Origin of the sequence: Pseudomonas paraeruginosa (assembly GCF_003025345.2) — a bacterium.
Classification (GTDB): Bacteria; Pseudomonadota; Gammaproteobacteria; order Pseudomonadales; family Pseudomonadaceae; genus Pseudomonas; species Pseudomonas paraeruginosa.
This window is the reverse complement of sequence record NZ_CP020560.1, coordinates 4664352-4686669: the sequence shown is the minus strand read 5'-3', so window position 1 is coordinate 4686669 and position 22318 is coordinate 4664352. Positions and strand designations below refer to the sequence as shown.

18 protein-coding genes are annotated in these 22318 nt (G+C 67.3%); 4 read left to right on the top strand and 14 right to left on the bottom strand.

Going from position 1 to position 22318, the window contains the following annotated elements:
* Positions 1–4 precede the first annotated feature (4 nt).
* The 7 genes from B7D75_RS22190 to B7D75_RS22160 are packed head-to-tail and all read right to left on the bottom strand — an operon-like array spanning position 5 to position 7709.
* Positions 5–1336 carry a DUF58 domain-containing protein gene (locus B7D75_RS22190; protein WP_012077133.1) on the bottom strand — a complete coding sequence of 444 codons (1332 nt, stop codon included), beginning with the start codon at positions 1334–1336 and terminating at the stop codon, positions 5–7.
* Positions 1333–2340: an AAA family ATPase gene (locus B7D75_RS22185; protein ID WP_012077132.1), complete on the bottom strand. Its 1008-nt coding sequence runs from the start codon at positions 2338–2340 to the stop codon at positions 1333–1335. The genes B7D75_RS22190 and B7D75_RS22185 overlap by 4 nt, the downstream gene beginning before the upstream one ends.
* Positions 2337–3605: a DUF4350 domain-containing protein gene (locus B7D75_RS22180; protein WP_107114432.1), complete on the bottom strand. Its 1269-nt coding sequence runs from the start codon at positions 3603–3605 to the stop codon at positions 2337–2339. The genes B7D75_RS22185 and B7D75_RS22180 overlap by 4 nt, the downstream gene beginning before the upstream one ends.
* On the bottom strand, positions 3602–5173 hold the full coding sequence (locus tag B7D75_RS22175; RefSeq protein ID WP_058175444.1) for a DUF4129 domain-containing protein: 1572 nt from the start codon (positions 5171–5173) through the stop codon (positions 3602–3604). Before B7D75_RS22175 ends, B7D75_RS22180 begins: the two co-directional genes overlap by 4 nt.
* Entirely contained in the window at positions 5160–6140 is a 981-nt protein-coding gene (locus B7D75_RS22170; protein ID WP_012077129.1) for a stage II sporulation protein M, read from the bottom strand. Before B7D75_RS22170 ends, B7D75_RS22175 begins: the two co-directional genes overlap by 14 nt.
* Positions 6137–6934 (bottom strand): RDD family protein, encoded by a 798-nt coding sequence (locus B7D75_RS22165; protein ID WP_023443432.1) that lies wholly within the window; start codon positions 6932–6934, stop codon positions 6137–6139. Before B7D75_RS22165 ends, B7D75_RS22170 begins: the two co-directional genes overlap by 4 nt.
* A 37-nt stretch (positions 6935–6971) precedes the next feature.
* The gene (locus tag B7D75_RS22160; RefSeq protein ID WP_034078299.1) at positions 6972–7709 is read right to left on the bottom strand and encodes an integral membrane protein; all 738 of its coding nucleotides are present in this window, start codon (positions 7707–7709) and stop codon (positions 6972–6974) included.
* 224 nt (positions 7710–7933) lie between these two features.
* Here B7D75_RS22160 and sbcB point away from each other — a divergent pair, with 224 nt between their 5' ends.
* Positions 7934–9376 (top strand): exodeoxyribonuclease I, encoded by a 1443-nt coding sequence (gene sbcB, locus B7D75_RS22155; protein ID WP_034078298.1) that lies wholly within the window; start codon positions 7934–7936, stop codon positions 9374–9376.
* Positions 9377–9459: 83 nt separating this feature from the next.
* Here the strand turns inward: sbcB and mvaT are convergent, their stop codons facing one another.
* Complete coding sequence (mvaT, locus tag B7D75_RS22150; RefSeq protein ID WP_012077126.1) at positions 9460–9837, bottom strand: histone-like nucleoid-structuring protein MvaT; 378 nt, start codon at positions 9835–9837, stop codon at positions 9460–9462.
* A 260-nt stretch (positions 9838–10097) separates the two neighbouring features.
* Here mvaT and purU point away from each other — a divergent pair, with 260 nt between their 5' ends.
* Both purU and B7D75_RS22140 read left to right on the top strand, forming a co-directional pair.
* Positions 10098–10949 carry a formyltetrahydrofolate deformylase gene (gene purU / locus B7D75_RS22145; protein WP_107114431.1) on the top strand — a complete coding sequence of 284 codons (852 nt, stop codon included), beginning with the start codon at positions 10098–10100 and terminating at the stop codon, positions 10947–10949.
* A gap of 49 nt (positions 10950–10998) precedes the next feature.
* The gene (locus B7D75_RS22140; protein WP_053817711.1) at positions 10999–11208 is read left to right on the top strand and encodes a hypothetical protein; all 210 of its coding nucleotides are present in this window, start codon (positions 10999–11001) and stop codon (positions 11206–11208) included.
* Here B7D75_RS22140 and B7D75_RS22135 read toward each other — a convergent pair.
* The 5 genes from B7D75_RS22135 to pctA all read right to left on the bottom strand — a co-directional run bounded on the left by B7D75_RS22135 (position 11183) and on the right by pctA (position 18306).
* Positions 11183–12184 carry a lysylphosphatidylglycerol synthase transmembrane domain-containing protein gene (locus B7D75_RS22135; RefSeq protein ID WP_012077124.1) on the bottom strand — a complete coding sequence of 334 codons (1002 nt, stop codon included), beginning with the start codon at positions 12182–12184 and terminating at the stop codon, positions 11183–11185. The two genes, B7D75_RS22140 and B7D75_RS22135, sit on opposite strands and share 26 nt — an antisense overlap.
* Entirely contained in the window at positions 12181–12942 is a 762-nt protein-coding gene (locus B7D75_RS22130) for a DUF2334 domain-containing protein (protein WP_012077123.1), read from the bottom strand. The genes B7D75_RS22135 and B7D75_RS22130 overlap by 4 nt, the downstream gene beginning before the upstream one ends.
* A complete protein-coding gene (locus tag B7D75_RS22125) occupies positions 12935–14050 on the bottom strand; it encodes a glycosyltransferase family 4 protein (protein WP_034078293.1) in 1116 nt (371 codons plus the stop codon). The genes B7D75_RS22130 and B7D75_RS22125 overlap by 8 nt, the downstream gene beginning before the upstream one ends.
* Before the next feature lie 263 nt (positions 14051–14313).
* The gene (pctB, locus tag B7D75_RS22115; protein WP_107114430.1) at positions 14314–16203 is read right to left on the bottom strand and encodes a methyl-accepting chemotaxis protein PctB; all 1890 of its coding nucleotides are present in this window, start codon (positions 16201–16203) and stop codon (positions 14314–14316) included.
* A gap of 213 nt (positions 16204–16416) precedes the next feature.
* The gene (gene pctA, locus B7D75_RS22110; protein ID WP_107114429.1) at positions 16417–18306 is read right to left on the bottom strand and encodes a methyl-accepting chemotaxis protein PctA; all 1890 of its coding nucleotides are present in this window, start codon (positions 18304–18306) and stop codon (positions 16417–16419) included.
* Positions 18307–18703: 397 nt separating this feature from the next.
* On the opposite strand from pctA, the gene B7D75_RS22105 reads away from it, so the two are divergent.
* Positions 18704–20194: a helicase HerA-like domain-containing protein gene (locus B7D75_RS22105; RefSeq protein WP_107114428.1), complete on the top strand. Its 1491-nt coding sequence runs from the start codon at positions 18704–18706 to the stop codon at positions 20192–20194.
* Between the two features lie 154 nt (positions 20195–20348).
* Here the strand turns inward: B7D75_RS22105 and pctC are convergent, their stop codons facing one another.
* Positions 20349–22247, bottom strand: a complete 1899-nt coding sequence (gene pctC / locus B7D75_RS22100) for a methyl-accepting chemotaxis protein PctC (protein ID WP_107114427.1) — start codon at positions 22245–22247, stop codon at positions 20349–20351.
* Positions 22248–22318 lie beyond the last annotated feature (71 nt).

Below are 22318 nucleotides of genomic sequence, written 5' to 3'. Positions count from 1 at the left end.
CGCCTCAGAGCACGCCGGCGCGCTTCCAGCCCAGGTAGCGGCTGATCAGCTCCGGGCCCAGTTCGCTGGGGCGCGCGTCGAGCACCGGCACGCCATGGGCGACGAGCTTCTCGTGGAGACCGTTGCGCGCGTTCAGGTAGTCGATGGTGCCGGTGTAGGCCAGCGCCTGCTCGTAGCGGGCCACCGGCTCCTGGCGCAGGGTATCGAGCACTTCCTCGCGCAGGCTGGCGACCAGCACCCGGTGCTGGCGGCCCAGGCGTTTCACCGCGCCGAGCAGCTCTTCGTCATCCTCGTCGCGCAGGTTGGTCACCAGGATCACCAGCGCTCGCCGCCGCTGGCGGGACAGCACGGCCTGGACGGCTTCCGGGAAGTCGGCGGGACGCTGGCTGGTCCGCAGGTCATAGACGGTATTCAGCAACGCGCCGAGCTGGCCGTTGCCCTTGCCCGGCGGCAGGTGCCGGCGGTCGTCGCCGGCGAAGGTCATGGCGCCCACCGCGTCGCCCTGGCGCAGGGCGACGTAGGCCAGCAGCAGGCTGGCGTTGAGGGCGTGGTCGAAGTGCGAGAGGTCGCCGTCCTGGCTGCGCATGCGCCGCCCGCAGTCGAGCAGGAAGAGGATCTGCTGGTCGCGTTCGTCCTGGTACTCGCGGGCGATCGGCGTGCGTTTGCGCGCGGTGGCCTTCCAGTCGATCTGGCGCAGGGTGTCGCCGTCGCGGAATTCACGCAACTGGTGGAACTCCAGGCCGAGGCCGCGGCGCTGGCCGCCGCGCACGCCGATCTGGTTGAGCCAGTGATCGACCGCCATCAGCTCGGCGCCGTAGAGGCGGGCGAAATCCGGGTAGACCCGGGTTTCGTCGCGTACCTCCAGGTAGCGTCGCTGCCGCCACAGGCGCAGCGGGCTGGGCAGTTCCAGTTCGCAGCGGGGAAACACGAAGTGGCCGCGGTTCAGTGGCCGTACCCGGTAGCCGAGCTCGGTGCTTTCGCCCGGGCGCAGCTCGACTTCCTGCGGCAGGTATTCGAAGTCCATGCCGGCCGGCAGGTGGTCGAAAAGGCTCAGGCGCAGCGGGCGACGGTAGCCGTGCTGCAGGTGCAGGCGCACTTCGCTCCAGCGTCCGAGCGGCAGGTTGCCGCTGAGTTGGCGGCTCAGGCTCGGCGCCGGCTGGCGTCGTGCCCACAGGGCGTCCAGCAGGCCGAGCAGGACCAGCGCGGCCAGCGCCGCCCACCAGAAGGTGTGCAACTGCGCCGGCAGTTGCCGACCGAGCGCCGACAGGCTGCCCAGGACGATGGCCAGCAGCAGGAGCGCGGCGGTCAGCGCCAGCAGGGCGCGGGATGGCTTCATACGCGCGGTGCCGGTACCTGGTCGAGCAGTTGTTGCAGGACCTGGTCCACCGACAGGCCTTCGATATCCAGTTCCGGCGACAGCCGGACCCGGTGGCGCAGGACCGCCAGGGCGCAGCCCTTGATGTCGTCGGGGAGCACGAACTCGCCACCACGCAGCAACGCCCGCGCGCGGCCGCAGCGGACCAGGGCGATCGACGCGCGCGGCCCGGCGCCGAGGGCCAGGCCCGGCCAGTTGCGGGTGGTGCGGGCCAGGCGCACGGCGTAGTCGAGCACCTGGTCGTCGAGCGGCAGGTCGCTGGCGATCCGCTGCAGGGCGAGGATGTCCTTGTCCTTCAGCAGCGGCCGCAGGCTGGCTACGTCGAGCATGTCGCTGCGCGCCGAGCGGGTCACCTGGCGCACCAGGGTCTGCTCCTCGGCTTCGGCCGGGTAGTCGATGCGCAGCTTGAGCATGAAGCGGTCGAGTTCGGCTTCCGGCAGCGGGTAGGTGCCCTCCTGCTCGATCGGGTTCTGCGTCGCCAGCACCATGAACGGCTGCGGCACCGGCAGGGCGCGGCCTTCCAGGGTCACCTGGCGCTCCTGCATCACTTCCAGCAGGGCGGCCTGGGTCTTGGCCGGGGCGCGGTTGATCTCGTCGGCCAGCAGCAGGTGGGTGAACACCGGGCCCTTGCGCAGCTTGAACTGCTCGCTGGCGAGGTCGTACACGGCGTGGCCGGTGACGTCGCTGGGCATCAGGTCGGGGGTGAACTGGATACGCGCGAAGCCGCCGTCGAAGCAGCGCGCCAGGGCGCGCACCAGGAGGGTCTTGCCGAGCCCCGGGACGCCTTCCACCAGCACGTGGCCGCCGGCGAGCAGCGCGGTGAGCACGTCGTCGATCACCGCACCCTGGCCGATCAGGGCTTTCTGCAGTTCGTTGCGCAAGGCCTGCGCCAGCTGGCTGGCGCGCTGGCGCTGGAGCGCCGGGTTGGGCGCGGTGCTCGGTTGTTCGGGCGTCTGTTCGCTCATAGGGCATTCCTGAGGCTTTGCAGGTGGGCGACCTGGCGGGTGAAGTCGGCAGCGGAAAGCCGCTGCGCCGGGTAGGGGCGCATGGCCTGGCTGATGGCACTGGGTGGCAGGTGGGTCATGCGCCCGAGTATCTGCCATTGCTCGGCGACGCCGAGCTGTTCGAAACCGGGGTGGCGACGTCGCGCCCTGCGCAGGATGTCGCGTTGCAACCCGTGCAGCAAGGCGACGTGGCCACGCTGGCGGAGGAGGAAGTCGGCGCCGGCGCGCAGGTGTTCCTCCAGTTGCCGGCGCGAGCGGCTGGCCACCGGCTGCAGCGGTCCCTGGCGCAGGCCGGCGCGCCACAGGCCGCCGAGCAGCAACAGCAGCGCCGCCGCCAGGGCTTCGGGGAAGTGGCGGGCGAGCAGGGTGGCGAGGCTGTCGCGCTCGGCGCGGTAGAGCAGGGTGACCTGGTTGTCCTGGGTCAGATACCAGAGCAGCCAGGCGTTGTCGTACTGCTCGATGTTGCGGTTCTGCCAGATCCAGGCGTCGGTGAGCACGGTGACCAGGCCCTTGCCGTGCTGCATCTGCAGCAGGTGGGTGGCATCGCCGCTGTTGGCCCAGGCGTAGGCGTGGTTCTGCGGGTCGTAGAGGTGATAATCGGGATCGAAGCCGATGTAGGCCGGCGACTGCTCGTTCTCCAGGTAGAGGCGGGTCAGCGCGGAATGGTCGGGAGTGGCGTCGGCAGGCGTCTGCGCGTCCTCTTCGGCGGTGTCCGCCGGTGGCGTATCCACGGCCTCGTCCTCTTCCGCCACCTCCTCGTCGGCCTGGGTCTGCTCCCGTGCCTGGTCCTGGCTGTCGTCGAAGTCCTCGGTCAGGTACTGGCGGATGTCCAGGCTGTCGAGCAGCAGGTCGCCGCTCTTCTTCTCGTCCTCGTCCCACAGACGCTCGGCGACCAGCACCAGGTGTCCGCCCTGTTCGCTCCAGGCGAGCAGCCGCCGGGCCTGGGTCGGGGTCATGCCGGCGCGGCTGCCGAGCAGGAGCAGGGTATGCCCGGCCGGCGGCAGGTCCTTGAGTGTCTCCAGGCCGTCGGCACGGTTCACCGCGACGCCCTGCTTGCGCAGGAACAGCTCGGCGGCGAGGTAGGGGTTGCGCCGGGCCTCCGGCGCCGGGCCGAGGTCGATGGTCTCGGTATAGGGTTGCAGCCGGCTGAAGAGGAAGAGCGCCAGCAAACCGGCCAGCAGCAGGAGCACGGCGACGAACAGGAAACGCGCACGGCGGCTCGTCATGGGCGCACCTCGGCGGCGAACAGGCCACGCCAGCCGTCGCACAGGCGCTGGCGCAGCTCTTCGGCGGGCAGGCGGTGGCCATAGGCCAGGGCCTGCCACTGGGCGGTCAGCAACCGGGCGTAGTGCAGCAGTGGCTGCTGCTGGTCGAGCCGCTCGACCAGGCGCAGGACCTCGCCCTCGGTATGCGAGCCCTTCAGCGGCAGGCGGTAGTCGTGCAGCAGGCGGCTGAGCAGGCCACGGTAGAGCAGGCCGAGGGCCTCCCGCGGTTTTTCCGCCCAGAGCCGCTCGGCGTGACCGGCGATGTCGTCGGGCAGGCTTTCCGGGCTGAGGTCGAGACCGAACATCACCGTCGGTGCTTCGCGCCGGGGCCGGCGCGGCAGACCCAGGTTGCCGACGAACAGGCGCAGCCATTCGCGGTAGCGCCAGACCAGCAGGAACACCGCGCTGAACAGCAACGCCCAGAGCAGTACCTCGATGGCCTGGGCGACATGGCGGAACGGCACCCAGTTGGCCAGGGCCTCGAAGAACGCCTTGAGCTGCTTCTCGTCGTCCTTGCTGCCGTCCTTCTTCCCGGACTTGTCGCCGAAGCGCCAGCCGGTGACGGTCTCGCTGTTCTTGAACGGAGCGGCGTCGACGAGCGCCTGGATCTGCTTGCCGGCCTGTTCGCTGTTGAGCTTCTGCCGCAGCAGGCGGGGTTGTTCGGGCGGCAGCTCGGCCGCGGCGGCGCTGGCGGCCGGCGCCGGCTCGGCGTAGACGGCGGGGGAGGGCAGCCAGGCCAGCAGTCCGCCGAGCCCGAGCAGCAGTACGTAGGCGCTGCCGAGCAGGCGCTGGCGCAGGCGGCGGAACACCAGTTCGATGTCCCAGGCCTCCAGTTCGGTGCGCCGGTTCAGGTAGAGGGTGAAGCCGCAGGCCACGTAGATCGGTTCCCAGATCACCAGCACCAGGGCGTAGAGCAGGTTCGACAGGTGCTCGAGCCAGAGCCATTCGCCGGCCTCCGGATCGAGCAGGCTCTGCCAGTTCCAGTCGATCTCGCTCTGCGCCGGGATCAGCAGGTACAGCAGCATGGCGAAGCCGGCCCAGAGGGCCATCTCCAGGTGCACGCCGACCACGGTCAGCCAGGTCGCGCCGCCGGCGTTGCGCTGGGACAGGACGATCAGGCGCTGGCTGCGGGTGTCCCCGGCGAGTCCTTCGAGTTGCAGGACCGGCAGGTCGAAGCTGCGCGTCGGGCTGAAGCGGCGCCACAGCAGGCTGGCCGGCAACTGTTTCTTCAACAGTGCGGGATAGGCGCGCAGCGCCTGCTTCAGGGTTGGCGTGTCGCCGAACAGGGCGTGCGAGAGGATGTACAGCGGCAGCCGCTCGAAGGCCGGCTTGAGCCACCAGAAGAGCAGGATCGCCAGGGTCGGGTGTCGCCACAGCAGCAGGCTGAGCACGACGAACAGCGGCAGCGTCAGCAGTGCCCAGCTGGCCATCAGCAGCCGCGCGTGGCGGTGCGCCAACAGCATGCCGAGGTCCAGCGCCTCCCAGGCGCTGCGCGGGCGGATCGCCACGCTGGCGTCAGTCAGGCGCATGGCGGCTCCGTCCGGCGAGCAGGAAGTAGGCGCCGACCAGCAGCCAGAGGACTGCGCCCACCACGTACTTCACCCGTGGCTGGAAATGGCTGATGGAGGACCAGTAGGCCTCGGTGAAGGCGGCCAGCAGCAACAGCACGATCACCCCGGCGATCAGTTGCACGCTGCGTCTGGCGGCCAGCCGCAGTGCTTCGCCGCGGGTCAGGCGACCGGGGGCGAGCAGCGCCCAGCCGAGCTTGAGGCCGGCGGCGCCGGCGAAGGTGATGGCGGTCAGCTCGAAGGCGCCGTGGCCGATGACGAACGGCCAGAAGGTCTGCACGTAGCCGATCTGCGTCAGGTGGCCGGCCACCGAGCCGATCATCAGGCCGTTGAACAGCAGGAAGAACAGGCTGCCCAGGCCCAGCAGCACGCCGCTGGCGAAGGTCTGGAAGGCGATGCCGATGTTGTTCATGACATAGAAGCCGAACATCTCCCAGTCGTCGCTGGTGTCGCGCGCACCCAGCGGTCCGAGGCGGGTGGTCTCGGGGGCGTACATCGATTCCATCTCGCTGACCTTGTCCGGGCTGACCACGCTGTAGATCAGGTCGGGGAAGTGGTAGACCAGCAGGCCCATGAGCAGGGCGCTGCCGTAGAACAGCAGGCTGGCCACGGCGATGCTGCGCCATTCCTCGCGAACCAGGCGCGGCAGGCCGGCGAGGAGGAAGCCGAGGATGCGGCTGCCGAGGTGGCTGCGGTGCCGGTAGAACTGCTGGTGGCCGCGCATCACCAGTTGCTGCAACTGATCGATCAGGTGGCTGCTGTAGCCGCGTTCCTGGGCCAGCGCCAGCTGCTGGCAGAGGCGCCGGTAATCGGCGGCGAAGTCCTCGCTGGAACCCTCCAGCTTCCTGCCTTTCTCGAGGAAGGCGAGGCGTTTGTCGAAGCGCTGCCAGGCGGCCTGGTGACGCTGTTCGAAGAGGCTCTGTTTCATGCGCTCTCCTGGCGCAGGCCGAGAAAGCCGCGGGCGATGCCGTTGATCTCGGCCTGGGCGCGGACCGCCTCGACGCCCAGCGGTTCGGCGAGGATGCCCGCCAGCTCCTCGCGACGCGCGGCGGAAAGCGCCGCGCCGCGTTCGGCGAAACCGAGGAAGGCGCGCTGTTCCTCCAGGCTCATCGGGAAGGGTGGCAGCAGCGGCTCGACGTCGGGCAGGCTCGGTCGGCTCAGCTCGGGCTCGCGGTAGACCACCAGGGTTCCCGCGGCGATGTCGCCGAGACGCTTGAAGGCCGGGTGGTTGAGGCAGCTGAGCAGGCCCAGGGCGTAGCCGAACGGGAGGATGTCGGCGAAGCGCAGCAGGTTGCGCAGCAGCGAGGCGGCCCAGCCTACCGGCGTGCCGTCGTCGTGGACCACGCGCAGGCCCATCAGTTGCTTGCCGGGCGAGCGGCCCTGGTTGAGCACTTCGAACAGGACCATGTACCACCAGGTCATGACGAAGGTCAGCAGCAGACCGAGGCCGGCGCCGAGCTTGCCGAGGAAGGCCAGGCCGAGCATCAGCACCAGCATGATCAGTCCGCGGATGCCCAGGTCGATGCTGTAGGCCAGGGCCCGGGGGACGACGCCGGCGGGGCGCAGGAGCAGGTCGATGCCTTCCGGCGTTTCCACGTGGTAATGGGTGTCGAGGACCTCGGCGCCAGGCCGTGAGGCGGGCGCGACGAGGCGGGCGGCAGCGTTCGGGAGCATCGGGGGGCCGTGTCGGGGAAAGTCAGATGCTAGCCAGCGCGGCGTCATCAGGCAACCGGGCCGCCGCGGCGGCCCGGACGGCTTCTCAATTGCCCAGCGGGCGGACGCCGAAGATGGTGCGGTAGAGGATGCCCATGGAGACGACGAACAGCGGGCCGGTCCAGATCAGGCCGATGAACAGCGGGATCATGCTCACCAGCATCAGCAGGCTGAGTACCAGCATCAGTCCGAAGACCTTGAACCAGTGGCGGCTGATGGCCTTGCGCGAGGTTTCCAGCGCCTGCCAGGGCGACAGGCCACGCTCGGCCACCAGCGGCAGGGCGAGCATGTAGGCGACGCTCAGGTAGATGCCGGGGATGATCAGCAGGAAGAAGCCGAGGTAGACCATCAGCATCATCAGCAGCCCGGTGATCAGCAGCGGCACCATCACGCCGAAATAGTTGAACATCTCGTTGAAGGTCGCCGGCTGGTCGGCGGCGCGGCGGATGCCGATCATGGTCAGGCCGGTGAAGAACGGATAGCTGACGGCGGTGGCGGCCAGGCTGGCGATCATCTGGCCGATCGCCAGGGCGACGGGATCGGCTTCGCTCATCAGGCCGATGCCGCCGAAGATCAGGGTAAGGACGAAGGTGACGGTCTGGACCACCACGCTGTAGACCACGAAGGCGCCGATCAGGATGCCCTTGACACCCTTGATCCTGGCCCAGGCTTCGCTGATCACGTCGCCGATGCGGAAGTCGTAGTCGCCGATCACCGGTGGCACCGCTTGGGTGGGCTGCAGCGCGCTGGCGGGTGTGGCGTAGGGATTGCTGGTGTCGGTCATGGTGCTTTCCTTGTCTGTGAAACGGGCATCCGTGCGAGCGGAATGCTAACGAGGGGTGGGGGCGTTGCGCAAGGTTGGATGGAGGAAGATGCGGATTGTCGCGGATTATGGGGTGGATTGAGTTCAGAGGTTTCTGATAGCCCGGGGGAAACCAGCGAATACCTCAAGGCTTTGAAAGCGGAACGGCTGTCGCTGTTAGACTCCCTGCTGCCGCCAGATAGGGAATGACCGTGAACGCGAGTATTTTTTGGTACGACTACGAAACCACCGGCATCGACCCCCGTCGCGACCGCCCGCTGCAGATCGCCGGCATCCGCACCGACGAGGCGCTGAACGAGATCGGCGAGCCGATGAACCTCTATTGCCGCCCCAGCGACGACATCCTGCCGCACCCGATGGCCTGCCTGATCACCGGCATCACCCCGCAGCGCCTGGCCGAGCGGGGGCTCTCCGAGGCCGACTTCATGACCCGGGTCCACGCCCAGCTGGCGCACCCGGCGACCTGCGTGGCCGGCTACAACTCGCTGCGCTTCGACGACGAGGTGACGCGCTACAGCCTGTACCGCAACTTCTTCGATCCCTATGCCCGCGAATGGCAGGGCGGCAACAGTCGCTGGGACCTGATCGACATGGTCCGCACCGCCTACGCCCTGCGCCCCGAAGGCATCCAGTGGCCGGAAGCGGACGGTCGCGTATCGCTGAAGCTGGAACTGCTCACCGCGGCGAATGGCCTGGAGCACGGCCAGGCCCACGACGCGCTGTCCGACGTCCGCGCGACCATCGCCCTGGCCCGCCTGATCCGCCAGCGCCAGCCACGCCTGTACGACTATCTCTACCAGTTGCGCAGCAAGCACAGGGTGCTCGACCAGATCCACCTGCTGCAGCCGCTGGTGCACGTCTCCGGGCGCTTTTCCGCCGAGCGTCATTTCCTCTCCGTGGTCCTGCCGCTGGCCTGGCACCCGCGCAACCGCAATGCCCTGATCGTCTGCGACCTGCGCGCCGACCCCGCGCCGTTGCTGGAGCTGTCCGCCGAGGAGCTGCGCCGGCGCCTGTATACCCGGCGCGACGAGCTGGCCGAAGGCGAGCTGCCGGTGCCGCTGAAGCAGATCCAGGTGAACCGTTGCCCGGTGGTGGCGCCGCTGTCGGTGTTGCGTGCCGAGGATCGCCTGCGCACAGGCATCGATGTCGAGGCCTGCCAGCGGAGAGCCGAGCTGTTGCGCCAGCGGCAGGCTGCCTGGACGGAAAAACTGGCCCTCGCATATAGCGAGGAAAGTTTCGTCGCCAGCGAAGACCCCGAACAACAGTTGTATGACGGATTTATCGGCGACCGCGACCGGCGCCTTTGCGAACAGCTGCGTCGCGCCGAACCGGAGCAGTTGGCCAGAGAACAATGGCCGTTTGACGATATCCGCTTGCAGGAATTGTTCTTCCGTTATCGTGCGCGCAATTTCCCGGAAACTTTAAGTCCCAGCGAGCGACAACAATGGGAGGCGTTCTGCCGCAATCGTTTGTCCCATGAAGAATTCGGTGCGCCGAATACTTTGCCGGCCTTCGAGGCGGCAATGGAAGCCTGTCGACAAGAGCAGGGCGGGACATTGCCGGCGGTACTTGCGGCCTGGCGCGATTATGCCGGGGAACTGCGTCGACGCTATGCGCTGGACAACTGACGGCGCGAGGCATGTGCCGGCGCACTCTCCGGCAGAAATGAAAACGCCAGCACTAGGCTGGCGTTCCTTCGAGCGAGCGGCGCTTAGCCGAGCAGGGTGGCCCAGCTCTCGACGGCCTCCGGGCCCCACTTGGCTTTCCATTCTTTCAGGGTCTTGTGGTTGCCGCCCTTGGTCTCGATGACTTCACCGGTATGCGGGTTCTTGTATTGCTTGACCTTGCGCGCGCGCTTGCCGGCAGGGGCCTTCACCGCGCGGGTGCTCTTGCCGCCGATCTTGGCGTCCGGATCGAGCAGGGAAATCACGTCGCGCAGAGACTTCTGGTAAGTACCCATCAGTGCCCGCAGCTTCTCTTCGAATTCCAGTTCTTTTTTCAGTTTGTCGTCTTGTTCGAGGGACTTCAGGCGTTCCTGAAGTTCCTTGATGGCTTCTTCCGTGGCGCGATATTCATTGATCAGGGACATGTCAGGTACCTTGTCTGTGCTGAGTGGCGATGGCGGGCATGTAAGTAGATTCAATAATAGTCAGGGCGAAACTGTAAGTAAACCGCGAAGAAAAGTTTTCTCGAAGAAATTCAAAGTAATTAATTCGGCATCGCCATTGCCCAGTTGCCGGGCTTTATTCTCGCCTGCGAACAGCCCGTCGAAAGGCCGTCGCCGAGGCTGAACTTTTCCCGCCGTGCCGCTAGAATGGCGGCTTTTCGCGATGTTTCTGGAGTATACCCATGCGCACTTTTCGGCTGGTGATCGCCTGTCCCGACGGGGTCGGGATCGTTGCCAAGGTGAGTAACTTCCTGGCCACCTACAATGGCTGGATCACCGAAGCCAGCCATCATTCCGATAACGATAACGGCTGGTTCTTCATGCGCCACGAGATCCGTGCCGATTCCCTGCCGTTCGATCTCGATGGCTTCCGCCAGGCCTTCGCCCCGATCGCCCGCGAGTTTTCCATGGTGTGGCGGATCACCGATTCCGAAATGAAGAAGCGCGTGGTGCTGATGGCCAGCAAGGAGTCGCATTGCCTGGCCGACCTGCTGCACCGCTGGCACAGTGGCGAACTGGACTGCGAGATTCCCTGCGTGATCGCCAACCATGACGACCTGCGCAGCATGGTCGAATGGCACGGCATCCCGTATTTCCACGTTCCGGTCGATCCCCAGGACAAACAGCCGGCCTTCGACGAGGTTTCCCGGCTGATCGACGAACATGGTGCCGATTGCATCGTGCTGGCCCGCTACATGCAGATCCTGCCACCGGACCTGTGCCGCAAGTACGCCCACCAGGTGATCAACATCCACCACAGCTTCCTGCCGTCCTTCATCGGCGCCAAGCCTTACCACCAGGCGTCGAAGCGCGGGGTCAAGCTGATCGGCGCGACCAGCCACTACGTGACCGAGGAACTGGATGCCGGCCCGATCATCGAGCAGGACGTGGTGCGGGTGACCCACCGCGACAACGTCGAGGACATGGTGCGCCTGGGCAAGGACGTGGAAAAACTGGTGCTCGCGCGCGGTCTGCGCTATCACCTGGAAGACCGTGTACTGGTTCACGGCAACAAGACGGTGGTGTTCGACTGAGTCGGTTCCCGCGCGGTGCCGGCCGTGGCCGGCATCCGGAGGAAGGAACATGAGCGATCCCAGGCAGGCGGGTACCGCCAGCCCGCCGCCGACCCTCGGCGAGGGCTGCACCAGCCGCTACGACATCGACGCGCTGGGCGACGAGGACGGAACCGAGTTTCCAGGCGCGGCCGAACTCTGGCGGCGTCTCCAGGAGAACGGCGGGATGGCCGAGGGCTCCGCCGACGACAGGCTCAGGAAGACGCCTCGCGACTGCTGATCAGCTTCTTCAGCAGCGGCCGCCCGGCGAGCACGGCGAACACCGGACCGCCGGCGACCAGGTAGAAATAGAAGGTCACTGCCCGCCAGATGACGATGGCCGCCGCCGCCGTCGACTTGCCGACCATGGGCGCCAGCAGCGCCGCCGAGGTCAGCTCGGTGCCGCCGGCGCCGCCGGGAATCAGCGAGAGCTGGCCGGCGCTGAGCGAAACCATCTGGATCAGGAAGGTCCAGGCCCACTGGATATCCACCCCGAGCCCGCGCAGGGTCAGGTCGAGTACGCTGAAGCGCAGCAGCCAGTGCGTGCTGCTGAGCAGGAACACCGCCAGCAGGCGGCGTTTCGGCAGACGCAGGCTGTCGTGCAGGGCGATGCGGAAGTGCAGGATCTTGCGTCCCCAGTGCAACCGCTTGCGCGGCGACACGCCGAGCCGGGCCAGGACCCGGCCGTTGAAGCGGATCACCTGGTGCAGGTAGCGGATCAGCATCACCGCGCCGACGAACAGGCCGACCAGGAACACCGCGCTGAAGATCAGGCTCGACTCCATGTTCGGACTCAGCGAATGGCTGAGGGCGTAGATCAGGATCGCGCCCAGGGCGCAGAGGAAGAAGGTCAGGTCGGCCAACTGGTCCACGGCGAACACCGCGCTGGTCTGCGCCGGCCTCAGGCCGCGGCGGGCCAGCAGGGCCATCAGGGTCAGCGGACCGCCGCTGCCGCCGGGGGTGGCGCAGAAGGCGAACTCGCTGGCCATGATGATACCGACGCTCTGCATCTGCCCGAGCCTGCCCGCGCGGCCGGCGAGCAGCAGGCGCAGGCGCAGGCCGTTGATGAACCAGCAGACCACGATCATGCCGAACATCAGCAGCAGGCTGTCCAGCGGGAAGGCGCGCAGGCGCGGGAACATGTCGCTGCCGCCGAGCAGCAGCGGAATCAGCGAGGCGCCGATCAGTCCGAACAGCAGCAACCAGCCTCGACTCATGCCGCGCGGTCCGAAGCCTGCTGGCGGTCCAGCCAGTCGATCTTGGTCAGTGGACGGCGCCCCTCGGCCAGCAGGGTCTCGAGGGTGCGCAGCCAGTATTCGCGGGAGAAGCGATGGCGCATGTCGACGGGATGGAGTCCGAGACGGATCACCGGCGCTTCGCGCCAGGCCCGCCGGCGCTGCTCGCTGAGCGCCCAGGAGAGGCCGCGACGCCAGGCACTGCGTGCGCTCCAGACCAGGCCGGGGGCCTCGATCGGTTGCAGTCGGGGAAGCAGGTACAGGTTGGACGGGTCGCTGGTGTAGCGCAGTCCGCTCTCGCCGAGCGCCTGGCGGGTGCCGGCGCTCATCAGCCAGGCCGGCGCGACGAAACCGTGCAGCGGCCAGCCGCGCCGGCGGAACAACTGGATGCCGGCGGCCAGGCGGGCCTTGGCCTCGGTGTGGTCGAGGGCGTAGAACTCTCCCTCCCAGGTATAGATGCGACGCATGAAGTATTGCCCCGGAGTGCGCGGTGGTGGGGCGTCATCGTAGTGATAGAAACCGTGGAGAGCCAGTTCGTCGCCATGCGCCACCCGTCGCGAGAGCAGTTCGCAGAACGCCTCGTCGTTTTCCAGCGGGTTGCGATGGTGGAAATCGGGGACCACCAGCCAGGTCATCGGCACCTGGCCGAGAGCATCCACCGCCTCGACGAAGGGCCGGTAGTCCGGCCAGGTCTCCGGAGCCACGTCATGCAGCACCAGCAGCAGGCTGCGTTCAGCCATGGCGCGGGAACCTCGCCTCGCTGTCGCCGAGTACCGCGTGATAGTGCAGCAGCAGTCCGGCGACCACCGCGTCCCAGGCGTGCTGGCGCTCGACGTGGCGGCGCGCGCGCTGGCCGCGCTGCGCCACGTCGTGGCTGAACAGCTCGCGCACGGCGCAGGCCATGGCGTCGCCATTGTTCGGCGCGCAGAGCACGCCGCAGCGTTCCGGGACGATTTCCGCCAGCGCCCCGGCGCGCACCGCCACCACCGGGATGCCGCTGGCCATCGCTTCCAGGGCGACCAGGCCGAAGGTCTCCTGGTCGCCGGCGTGCAGCAGCGCGTCGCTGCTGGCCAGCAGGCGGGCGACTTCCCGGCTGTCGCAGAAATGGTCGACCACGCTGGTGTTGTGCGGTACCCGGGTCGGCATGTTGGAACCCACCAGTAGCAGATGGTAGCCATCGCCCAGGCGCTGGATGGCGTCGAGTAGCACCGGCAGGTTCTTTTCCCGTGAACCGCGACCGGCGAACACCAGCAGGCGGGTTTCCTCGTCCAGCCCGAGCTCCTGGCGCAGGCCCGGGTCGCGGTTGCTCGGATGGAAAGTGACCAGGTCGACGCCCAGTGGCTGCACGTGTACGTCGGCGACGCCCAGGCGCATCAGCTTCTCGGCCATCACCCGGCTGGGCGCCAGCACCCGGTCGAAATGGCCGTACAGCTTGCTCACATAGTTGTCGGCATTGGTGCCCAGCCAGGCGCCCATGCGGTTGCTCACCAGCAGCGGCAGGTCGGAGTGGTAGAAGCCGATCACCGGCACGTCCAGCCGGCGCCGTGCGTCGAGCGCCGCCCAGGCGGTGAGGTAGGGATCGCCGACTTCGATCAGGTCCGGCTGCAGATTGCGCAGCACCTTGCGCCAGGGGCCGCGGCGGAGGGGAAAACGATAGCCGTTGCCGAACGGGAGCGGCGGCGCCGGGACCTCGTGGATGCCATTCGCCTGGCGGTAGCCGGCGCCCGGGACCAGCACGCTGTGGCGGATGCCGGGGTAGTGCCAGAGATGGCGATGCTTGGCTTCCAGATAGGTGCGAACCCCCCCGCTGGCAGGCGCGTAGAACATGGTCATATCGGCGATGTGCACGATGGGCCTTCCTCCGTTGAGCTTGTTCCTTCTGCCAGTCAGTGGACCACCGGCCCCGGCAGACGTTCGAACGGCGTGCGCGGGGCGGCCTGGCTTCAAGTCTAGGAAAGAAAGCGCCAACCGGCGCGTTTGGAAGAGCCAGCGCGGGGATAGGTCGCAGGCGAGGGGGCGTGGAGCGGATGGCCGCGCTTGGAGCGGGGCGGATAACCGCCTCGCGGTTATCCGCCGGCTCGGCGGGAATGCCTGTCAGGACACGGGCGGGGTCAGATCTTGAAGCTGTCCACCAGTTGCCGCAGGCGCCCGGCCTGGGTCTCCAGCTCGCCGCAGGCGCGCAGGGTGGCCTGGAGGTTCTCCACGCCTTCCTGGTTGAGGGTGTTGATCTCGGTGATGTCCATGTTCAGCGAGTCGACCACGGCGGTCTGTTCCTCGGTGGCGGTGGCCACCGACTGGTTCATCCCGTCGATCTCGGCGATCCGGCCAGTGACGCTGCTCAGGCGTTCGCCGGCGCGGTTGGCGATCTCCACGCTTTCCAGGCTGTAGCGCTGGCTCTCGGTCATGGTGCTGACGGCTTCCTGGGCGCCGACCTGCAGTTCCTCGATCATCTTCTGGATCTGCTGCGCCGACTCCTGGGCGCGGTGCGCGAGGTTGCGCACCTCGTCGGCGACCACCGCGAAGCCGCGCCCGGCCTCGCCGGCGCGGGCGGCCTCGATGGCGGCGTTGAGGGCGAGCAGGTTGGTCTGCTCGGAGATGCCCTTGATCACCTCGAGGATCTGCCCGATGTTCACCGTGCGGCTGTTCAGCGCCTCGATGTTGGCGCAGGAAGCGCTGATCTTCTCGGACAGCTCGTTCATCGCGCGGATGGTCTGCTCGACCACCTGCTTGCCGTCCTCGGCCTGGTGGTTGGCGTCGGAAGCATGGTGCGAGGCGTCGGCGGCGTTGCGGGCGATTTCCTGGGCAGCGGCGCCGAGTTCGTTGATCGCGGCGGCGACGCTGTTGGTGCGGTTGGACTGCTCGTCGGAATTGGCCATCGACGAGTTCGAGGCGTTGACCACCAGTTGCGCCACGTCGTGCAACTGGCGGGCGGTGCCGGCGACCTCGCGGATCGACTCGTGGATGCGCTCGACGAAACGGTTGAAGGCGATCGCCAGGGCGCCGAATTCATCGTTGCTGGTGACCTTCAGGCGCTTGGTCAGGTCGCCCTCGCCCTGGGCGATGTCCTGCATGGCGCGGCCCATGTCGGTGAGCGGCTGCATCAGCACGCGGATCAGCATACCCAGCAGGAGCACGATGGCCACCACCGCGATCAGCGCGGCGACGATGGCCGAGGTGCGCAGCTTGGTGAGCATGGCGTAGGCCTTGTCCTTGTCCACCGAAATGCCGATGTACCAGTTCAGGCCGGACAGGCCCTTGACCGGGGAGAAGCTGAGGATGCGGGTGTTGCCTTGCAGTTCGGCCTCGCTGAAACCACTGCCGATCTTCGGCGTGTTGCGTGGGTAGACGTCGCTGAGGTTCTTCATCACCTGGTCCTTGTCCGGATGGACGAGGATCTTGCCGTCGCCGCTGACCAGGAAGGCGTAGCCCATGCCACCGAAGTCCAGCGAGTTGATGATCTTCACCACCGTCTGCAGGCTGAGGTCGCCGCCGACCACGCCGAACGGCTGGCCGCCCTGGCGCGCCGGGCTGGCGATGGTCAGCACCAGCTCATGGATGGCCGGCTCCATGTAGGGTTCGGTGAGGGTGGTCTGGCCGGCGCTGATGGCGGCGTTGTACCAGGGGCGGCGGCGCGGATCGTAGTCGGCCGGCAGGTCGCTGGTGGGGCGTGCGGTATAGGTGCCGTCGGTCTGTCCCAGGTAGGTGAAGAGGAAGGTCGAGCCCAGCAGCGGCTGTTCCAGCAGGGCCTGGGTGGTTTCCGGGCTGTGGTCGCGGGCCAGGGTCTGGGCCAGGTTCTCGATCAGCAGGATGCGCCCGCTCAGCCAGTTCTGCACGTTGCTGGCGGTGATCTCGCCCATTTCGTGCAGGTAATCCTCGAGGTCCTCGCGGATCGAGGTGCGCTGCAGGGAGTCGTTGTAGAGGGTGAACAGGGAGAAGGTCGCGATCACCACCAGGGCGGCGGCGAGCAGGATCTTGTGGCTGAACTTGAGACTTTTGATCATGGTTTCTTGCATCCGGGAGGCGCGGGCGCGCTGTCGTGAACAGCCCCAGTTGGATCGCAACTGCAAGGCTTGCCGTGTCTGTCGGCGGCAAGCCCGGAAGCTTTAGCGCACTGGATGAATGGTTGCGCCGAATGCGACGTGGAGAGCGAAAAAAGCGCCGGGGGCGCTTTTCTCGTCGGCTCGGCGGATGCTGGATGGGAAGGCCGCGCAGGTTCAGATCTTGAAGCTGTCTACCAGTTGCCGCAGGCGCCCGGCCTGGGCCTCCAGCTCGCCGCAGGCGCGCAGGGTGGCCTGGAGGTTCTCCACGCCTTCCTGGTTGAGGGTGTTGATCTCGGTGATGTCCATGTTCAGCGAGTCGACCACGGCGGTCTGTTCCTCGGTGGCGGTGGCCACCGACTGGTTCATCCCGTCGATCTCGGCGATCCGGCCAGTGACGCTGCTCAGGCGTTCGCCGGCGCGGTTGGCGATCTCCACGCTTTCCAGGCTGTAGCGCTGGCTCTCGGTCATGGTGCTGACGGCTTCCTGGGCGCCGACCTGCAGTTCCTCGATCATCTTCTGGATCTGCTGCGCCGACTCCTGGGCGCGGTGCGCGAGGTTGCGCACCTCGTCGGCGACCACCGCGAAGCCGCGCCCGGCCTCGCCGGCGCGGGCGGCCTCGATGGCGGCGTTGAGGGCGAGCAGGTTGGTCTGCTCGGAGATGCCCTTGATCACCTCGAGGATCTGCCCGATGTTCACCGTGCGGCTGTTCAGCGCCTCGATGTTGGCGCAGGAAGCGCTGATCTTCTCGGACAGCTCGTTCATCGCGCGGATGGTCTGCTCGACCACCTGCTTGCCGTCCTCGGCCTGGTGGTTGGCGTCGGAAGCATGGTGCGAGGCGTCGGCGGCGTTGCGGGCGATCTCCTGGGCGGCGGCGCCGAGTTCGTTGATCGCGGCGGCGACGCTGTTGGTGCGGTTGGACTGCTCGTCGGAGTTGGCCATCGACGAATTCGAGGCATTGACCACCAGTTGCGAGACGTCGTGCAGCTTGTGCGCCGTCCCGGCGACCTCGCGGATCGAGCGATGGATGCGCTCGACGAACTGATTGAAGGCCTCGCCGAGCACGCCGAACTCGTCGTGGCTGGTCACGTTCAGGCGCTTGGTCAGGTCGCCCTCGCCCTGGGCGATGTCCTGCATGGCGCGGCCCATCAGGTGCAGCGGCTGCATCAGCAGGCGGATCAGCAGGCCGAGCAGGAGCAGGATGGCGACGATCGAGATCAGCGCGGCGGCGATAGCCGAGACGCGGAACTTGCTGAGCATGGCGTAGGCCTTGTCCTTGTCCACCGAGATGCCGATGTACCAGTTCAGGCCGGACAGGCCCTTGATCGGGGTGAAGGCGAGGATGCGGGCATGCCCGTGCAGTTCGGCCTCGCTGAAACCGGCGGCGATCTTCGGCGTGTTCTGCGGGTAGATCTCGCCCAGGGTCTTCATCACCTGCTCTTTGTCCGGATGGACGAGGATCTTGCCATCGCCGCTGACCAGGAAGGCGTAGCCCATGCCGCTGAAGTCCAGCGAATTGATGATCTGTACCAGGGTCTTCAGGCTGAGATCGCCGCCGACCACGCCGAGGGTGTTGCCGGCGGCCTTCACCGGCGTTGCCGCGGTGATGATCAGTTCCTGGGTGGCGGCGTCGACGTAGGGTTCGGTCAGGGTCAGGCCGCCGGCAGCCACGGCATCCTTGTACCAGGGGCGGGTGCGTGGGTCGTAGCCGGCCGGCATCGGGCTGTCCGGACGCATGGTGAAGGCGCCGTCCTGCTGGCCGAGGTAGGTGAAGCTGAAGGTCGAGGCCAGCACCGGCTGCTCGAGCAGGGCGCTGACATTTTCCGGGGCGTGGTCACGGGCCAGGGTCTGTGCGGTCTGCTCGACCAGCAGCAGGCGGCCGCCCAGCCAGTTCTGGATGTTGCTGGAAGTCACGTCGCCCATTTCCCGCAGGTAGCTTTCGAGGTCCTCGCGGATCGCGTTGCGTTGCAGGTAGTCGTTGTAGAGGGTGAACAGTGCGAAGGCGGCGAACACCACGAGGGAGGCCGCGAGGAGGATCTTGTGGCTGAACTTCAGACTTTTGATCATGTTGTATTGCGTCCAGGAGTATGTAGCGCCAGTCTTTGACCTGGCCCCGGCGAGCGCTCCGCGATCGGCCGGGGCTGTCCGCACGCCTTGCAGCGTCGGGCGGGCCGGGCGGGTGCAAGCCCGTCGACCCAGGCACTGCCTTGTGCCGCGAAGCCACGGTTCCCTGGTGGCTCCGAAGAGTGCGTGATACGGATACGATGGCGTTTTTTCCTGTCTCAGGAAGGCCGGACGGTCTTCACTGAAGCTGGACGGCCAGGTCGGGCCGGTACGGCGGGCCCGACGCCCCTTCGCGGTCCCCGCGCATCTGCTAGCGGGGGCCGCTGGAGGCCCCGGTATAAAAGGGCTTTCCTTAACTGTCGGCACTGCGTGCTGGAGCTTTAGTCCCGAGGATGAATGGATGTCGCAAGCGAATGAGTTGTTGATCGGCGCTGGCCCCGATGGCCAGCCGGTAGGGCAGGCCTGGCGCCTGGCCAACCGCCATGGATTGATCGCCGGCGCCACCGGTACCGGCAAGACGGTGACCCTGCAGCACCTCGCCGAGTCCTTCAGCGACGCCGGCGTGGCGGTGTTCGCCGCCGACATCAAGGGTGACCTGTGCGGCATCGCCGCGCCGGGCAATCCGCAGGGCAAGGTCGCCGAGCGCATCGCCAGCATGCCGTGGCTGAACTACCAGCCGAAGGCCTACCCGACCACGCTCTGGGACATCGCCGGCAAGACCGGCCATCCCCTGCGCACCACCATCAGCGAAATGGGCCCGCTGCTGCTGGCCAACCTGCTGGAACTGACCGACAGCCAGCAGGCCGCACTGTTCGCCGCCTTCCAGGTGGCGGATCGCGAAGGCCTGCTGCTGCTCGACCTGAAGGACCTGAAGGCGCTGCTCAACCACCTGAAGGACAATCCGGAAATCCTCGGCGAGGACCGTGCACTGTTCACCGGTGCTTCCGGGCAGGCGCTGCTGCGCCGCCTGGCGACCCTGGAGCAGCAGGGCGCCGAGGCGTTCTTCGGCGAACCGGCGCTGCAACTGGAGGACATCCTCCGCCCCGAGCCGGACGGACGCGGACGCATCCACCTGCTCGACGCCAGTCGCCTGGTGCACGAGGCGCCGAAGGTCTACGCGACCTTCCTGCTCTGGCTGCTGGCCGAACTGTTCGAGCAACTGCCGGAGCGCGGCGATGCCGACAAGCCGGTGCTGGCACTGTTCTTCGACGAGGCCCACCTGCTGTTCAACGGCACCCCGAAAGCCCTGCGCGACCGTCTGGAACAGGTGGTGCGGCTGATCCGCTCGAAGGGCGTCGGCGTCTACTTCGTCACCCAGTCGCCGGGCGACCTGCCGGACGACGTCCTCGCCCAGCTCGGCCTGCGCATCCAGCACGGCCTGCGCGCCTTCACCGCCAAGGAACAGAAGTCGCTGCGCGCGGTGGCCGACGGTTTCCGCCCGAACCCGGCGTTCGACACCCTGGGGGTACTGACCGAGCTGGGCATCGGCGAGGCGCTGGTCGGCACCCTGGAGGAGAAGGGCACGCCGGCCATGGTCCAGCGTGTCGCGGTGGCGCCGCCCTATTCGCGGATCGGCCCGCTGAGCGACAGCGAACGCGCCGAACTGGTCCAGCGTTCGCCATTGAAGGGCCGCTACGACCAGCCGATCGATCGCGAGTCGGCCTACGAGGTACTGGCGAGCAAGGCGGCCGCCAAGCCGGTGGTGCAGGGCCAGGCGCCCGCACAGCAGGAGGGCTCGTCCGGCGTCGGCGGCATGGCCGGGCAGATCCTCGGCAGCCTGCTGTCCAACTCGACGGTGAAGAGCGCCATGCGCCAGGCGGCCAACCAGTTGAGCCGCGAACTGGTGCGCGGCCTGCTGGGTTCGTTGATGGGCGGCAAGAAGCGGCGTTGAGCGCCAGGCAATGAAAAAGGCGCCCTTGGGCGCCTTTTTCATTGGGGCTGGATGAGTGCGTGGGGCGGATAACCGCTTCGCGATTATCCGCCGTTTCAGCGAGGGGGCCCGGCGGATAACGCCCGTGGCGATATCCCCGGCGGGACGGACGGGCTCAGATCTTGAAACTGTCCACCAGGTGCCGCAGGCGCCCGGCCTGGGTCTCCAGCTCGCCGCAGGCGCGCAGGGTGGCCTGGAGGTTCTCCACGCCTTCCTGGTTGAGGGTGTTGATCTCGGTGATGTCCATGTTCAGCGAGTCGACCACGGCGGTCTGCTCCTCGGTGGCGGTGGCCACCGACTGGTTCATGCTGTCGATCTCGCCGATCCGGCTGGTCACGCTGCCCAGGCGTTCGCCGGCGCGGTTGGCGATCTCCACGCTCTCCAGGCTGTAGCGCTGGCTCTCGGTCATGGTGGCCACCGCTTCGCGGGCGCCGACCTGCAGTTCCTCGATCATCTTCTGGATCTGTTGCGCCGACTCCTGGGCGCGGTGCGCGAGGTTGCGCACCTCGTCGGCGACCACCGCGAAGCCGCGCCCGGCCTCGCCGGCGCGGGCGGCCTCGATGGCGGCGTTGAGGGCGAGCAGGTTGGTCTGCTCGGAGATGCCCTTGATCACCTCGAGGATCTGCCCGATGTTCACCGTGCGGCTGTTCAGCGCCTCGATGTTGGCGCAGGAAGCGCTGATCTTCTCGGACAGCTCGTTCATCGCGCGGATGGTCTGCTCGACCACCTGCTTGCCGTCCTCGGCCTGATGGTTGGCGTCGGAAGCATGGTGCGAGGCGTCGGCGGCGTTGCGGGCGATCTCCTGGGCGGCGGCGCCGAGTTCGTTGATCGCGGCGGCGACGCTGTTAGTGCGGTTGGACTGCTCGTCGGAGTTGGCCATCGACGAATTCGAGGCGTTGACCACCAGTTGCGCCACGTCGTGCAACTGGCGGGCGGTGCCGGCGACCTCGCGGATCGATTCGTGGATGCGCTCGACGAAGTGGTTGAAGGCGTTGGCCAGCGTACCGAACTCATCGTCGCTGGTGACCTTCAGGCGCTTGGTCAGGTCGCCCTCGCCCTGGGCGATGTCCTGCATGGCGCGGCCCATGTCGGTGAGCGGCTGCATCAGCACGCGAATCAGCATGCCGAGGAGGAACATGATGCCGACCACCGCGATCAGCGTGGCGACGATCGCCGACGTGCGGAACTCGCTGAGCATCGAATAGGCGGTGTCGCGATCGAGAACCAGGGCGACATACCAGGTCACGCCGGGCAGTCCCTTCACCGGAGTGAAGGAAACGAACTGGCTGCGGCCGTCGAGCTCCACTTCATGGACTCCGGGGGCGATTGCCGGTGCGCCCTTGGGATAGGCTTCGGCGAGGCTCTTCAGGACCAACCCGGAGTCGGGGTGGAGGAGGATCCTGCCGGCGTCGCTGACCAGGAAGGCATAGCCGGCGCCGTCGAACTTCAGCGAGTTGAGGATCGCGGTCAGGGTTTCCAGCTTCATGTCGCCGGCGGCGACGCCTAGCAGTTGGCCGTTGTGCCGCACCGGCAGCGACATGGCGAGGATCTGCTCGCCGGTGCCGGCATCGACGAAAGGCTCGGTGACGATCAGCCGGTCGGCCGCCAGCGCTTCCTTGTACCAGGCACGGGTACGCGGATCGTAGCCTGCCGGCATGGCATCGTAGGGACGCATGGTGAACGCCCCGGTGGCTGCCTCGCCGAGGTAGACCGAGGCGAAGTTGCTGCTGAACACCGACTGTTCCAGCTGTCGCGCGATGCCCGCCTCGTCGGGCTGCTCGAGCAGCGCGAGCTGCGAGGCCAGTCCTTGCACCAGGTGCATGCGGCCTTCCAGCCAGCTCTGGATGTTGCTGGCGGTCAGGGTGCCGATTTCCCCGAGGTAGTTTTCCGTGTCCGTGCGCACGGCCTCGCGCTGCCGGTAATCGTTGTAGAGGATGAAGCAGGTGAAGGCGAAGACCACCACCAGCGCGGCGGCGAGAAGGATTTTCTTGGCAAACGACAGCGAGCGAAGCATGAGCGATGCGTCCTGGCAAAAGCCTCAGGTGGGGCAGGGAGCCCAGGCCACCAGGGGGAGCTTACGGGGGA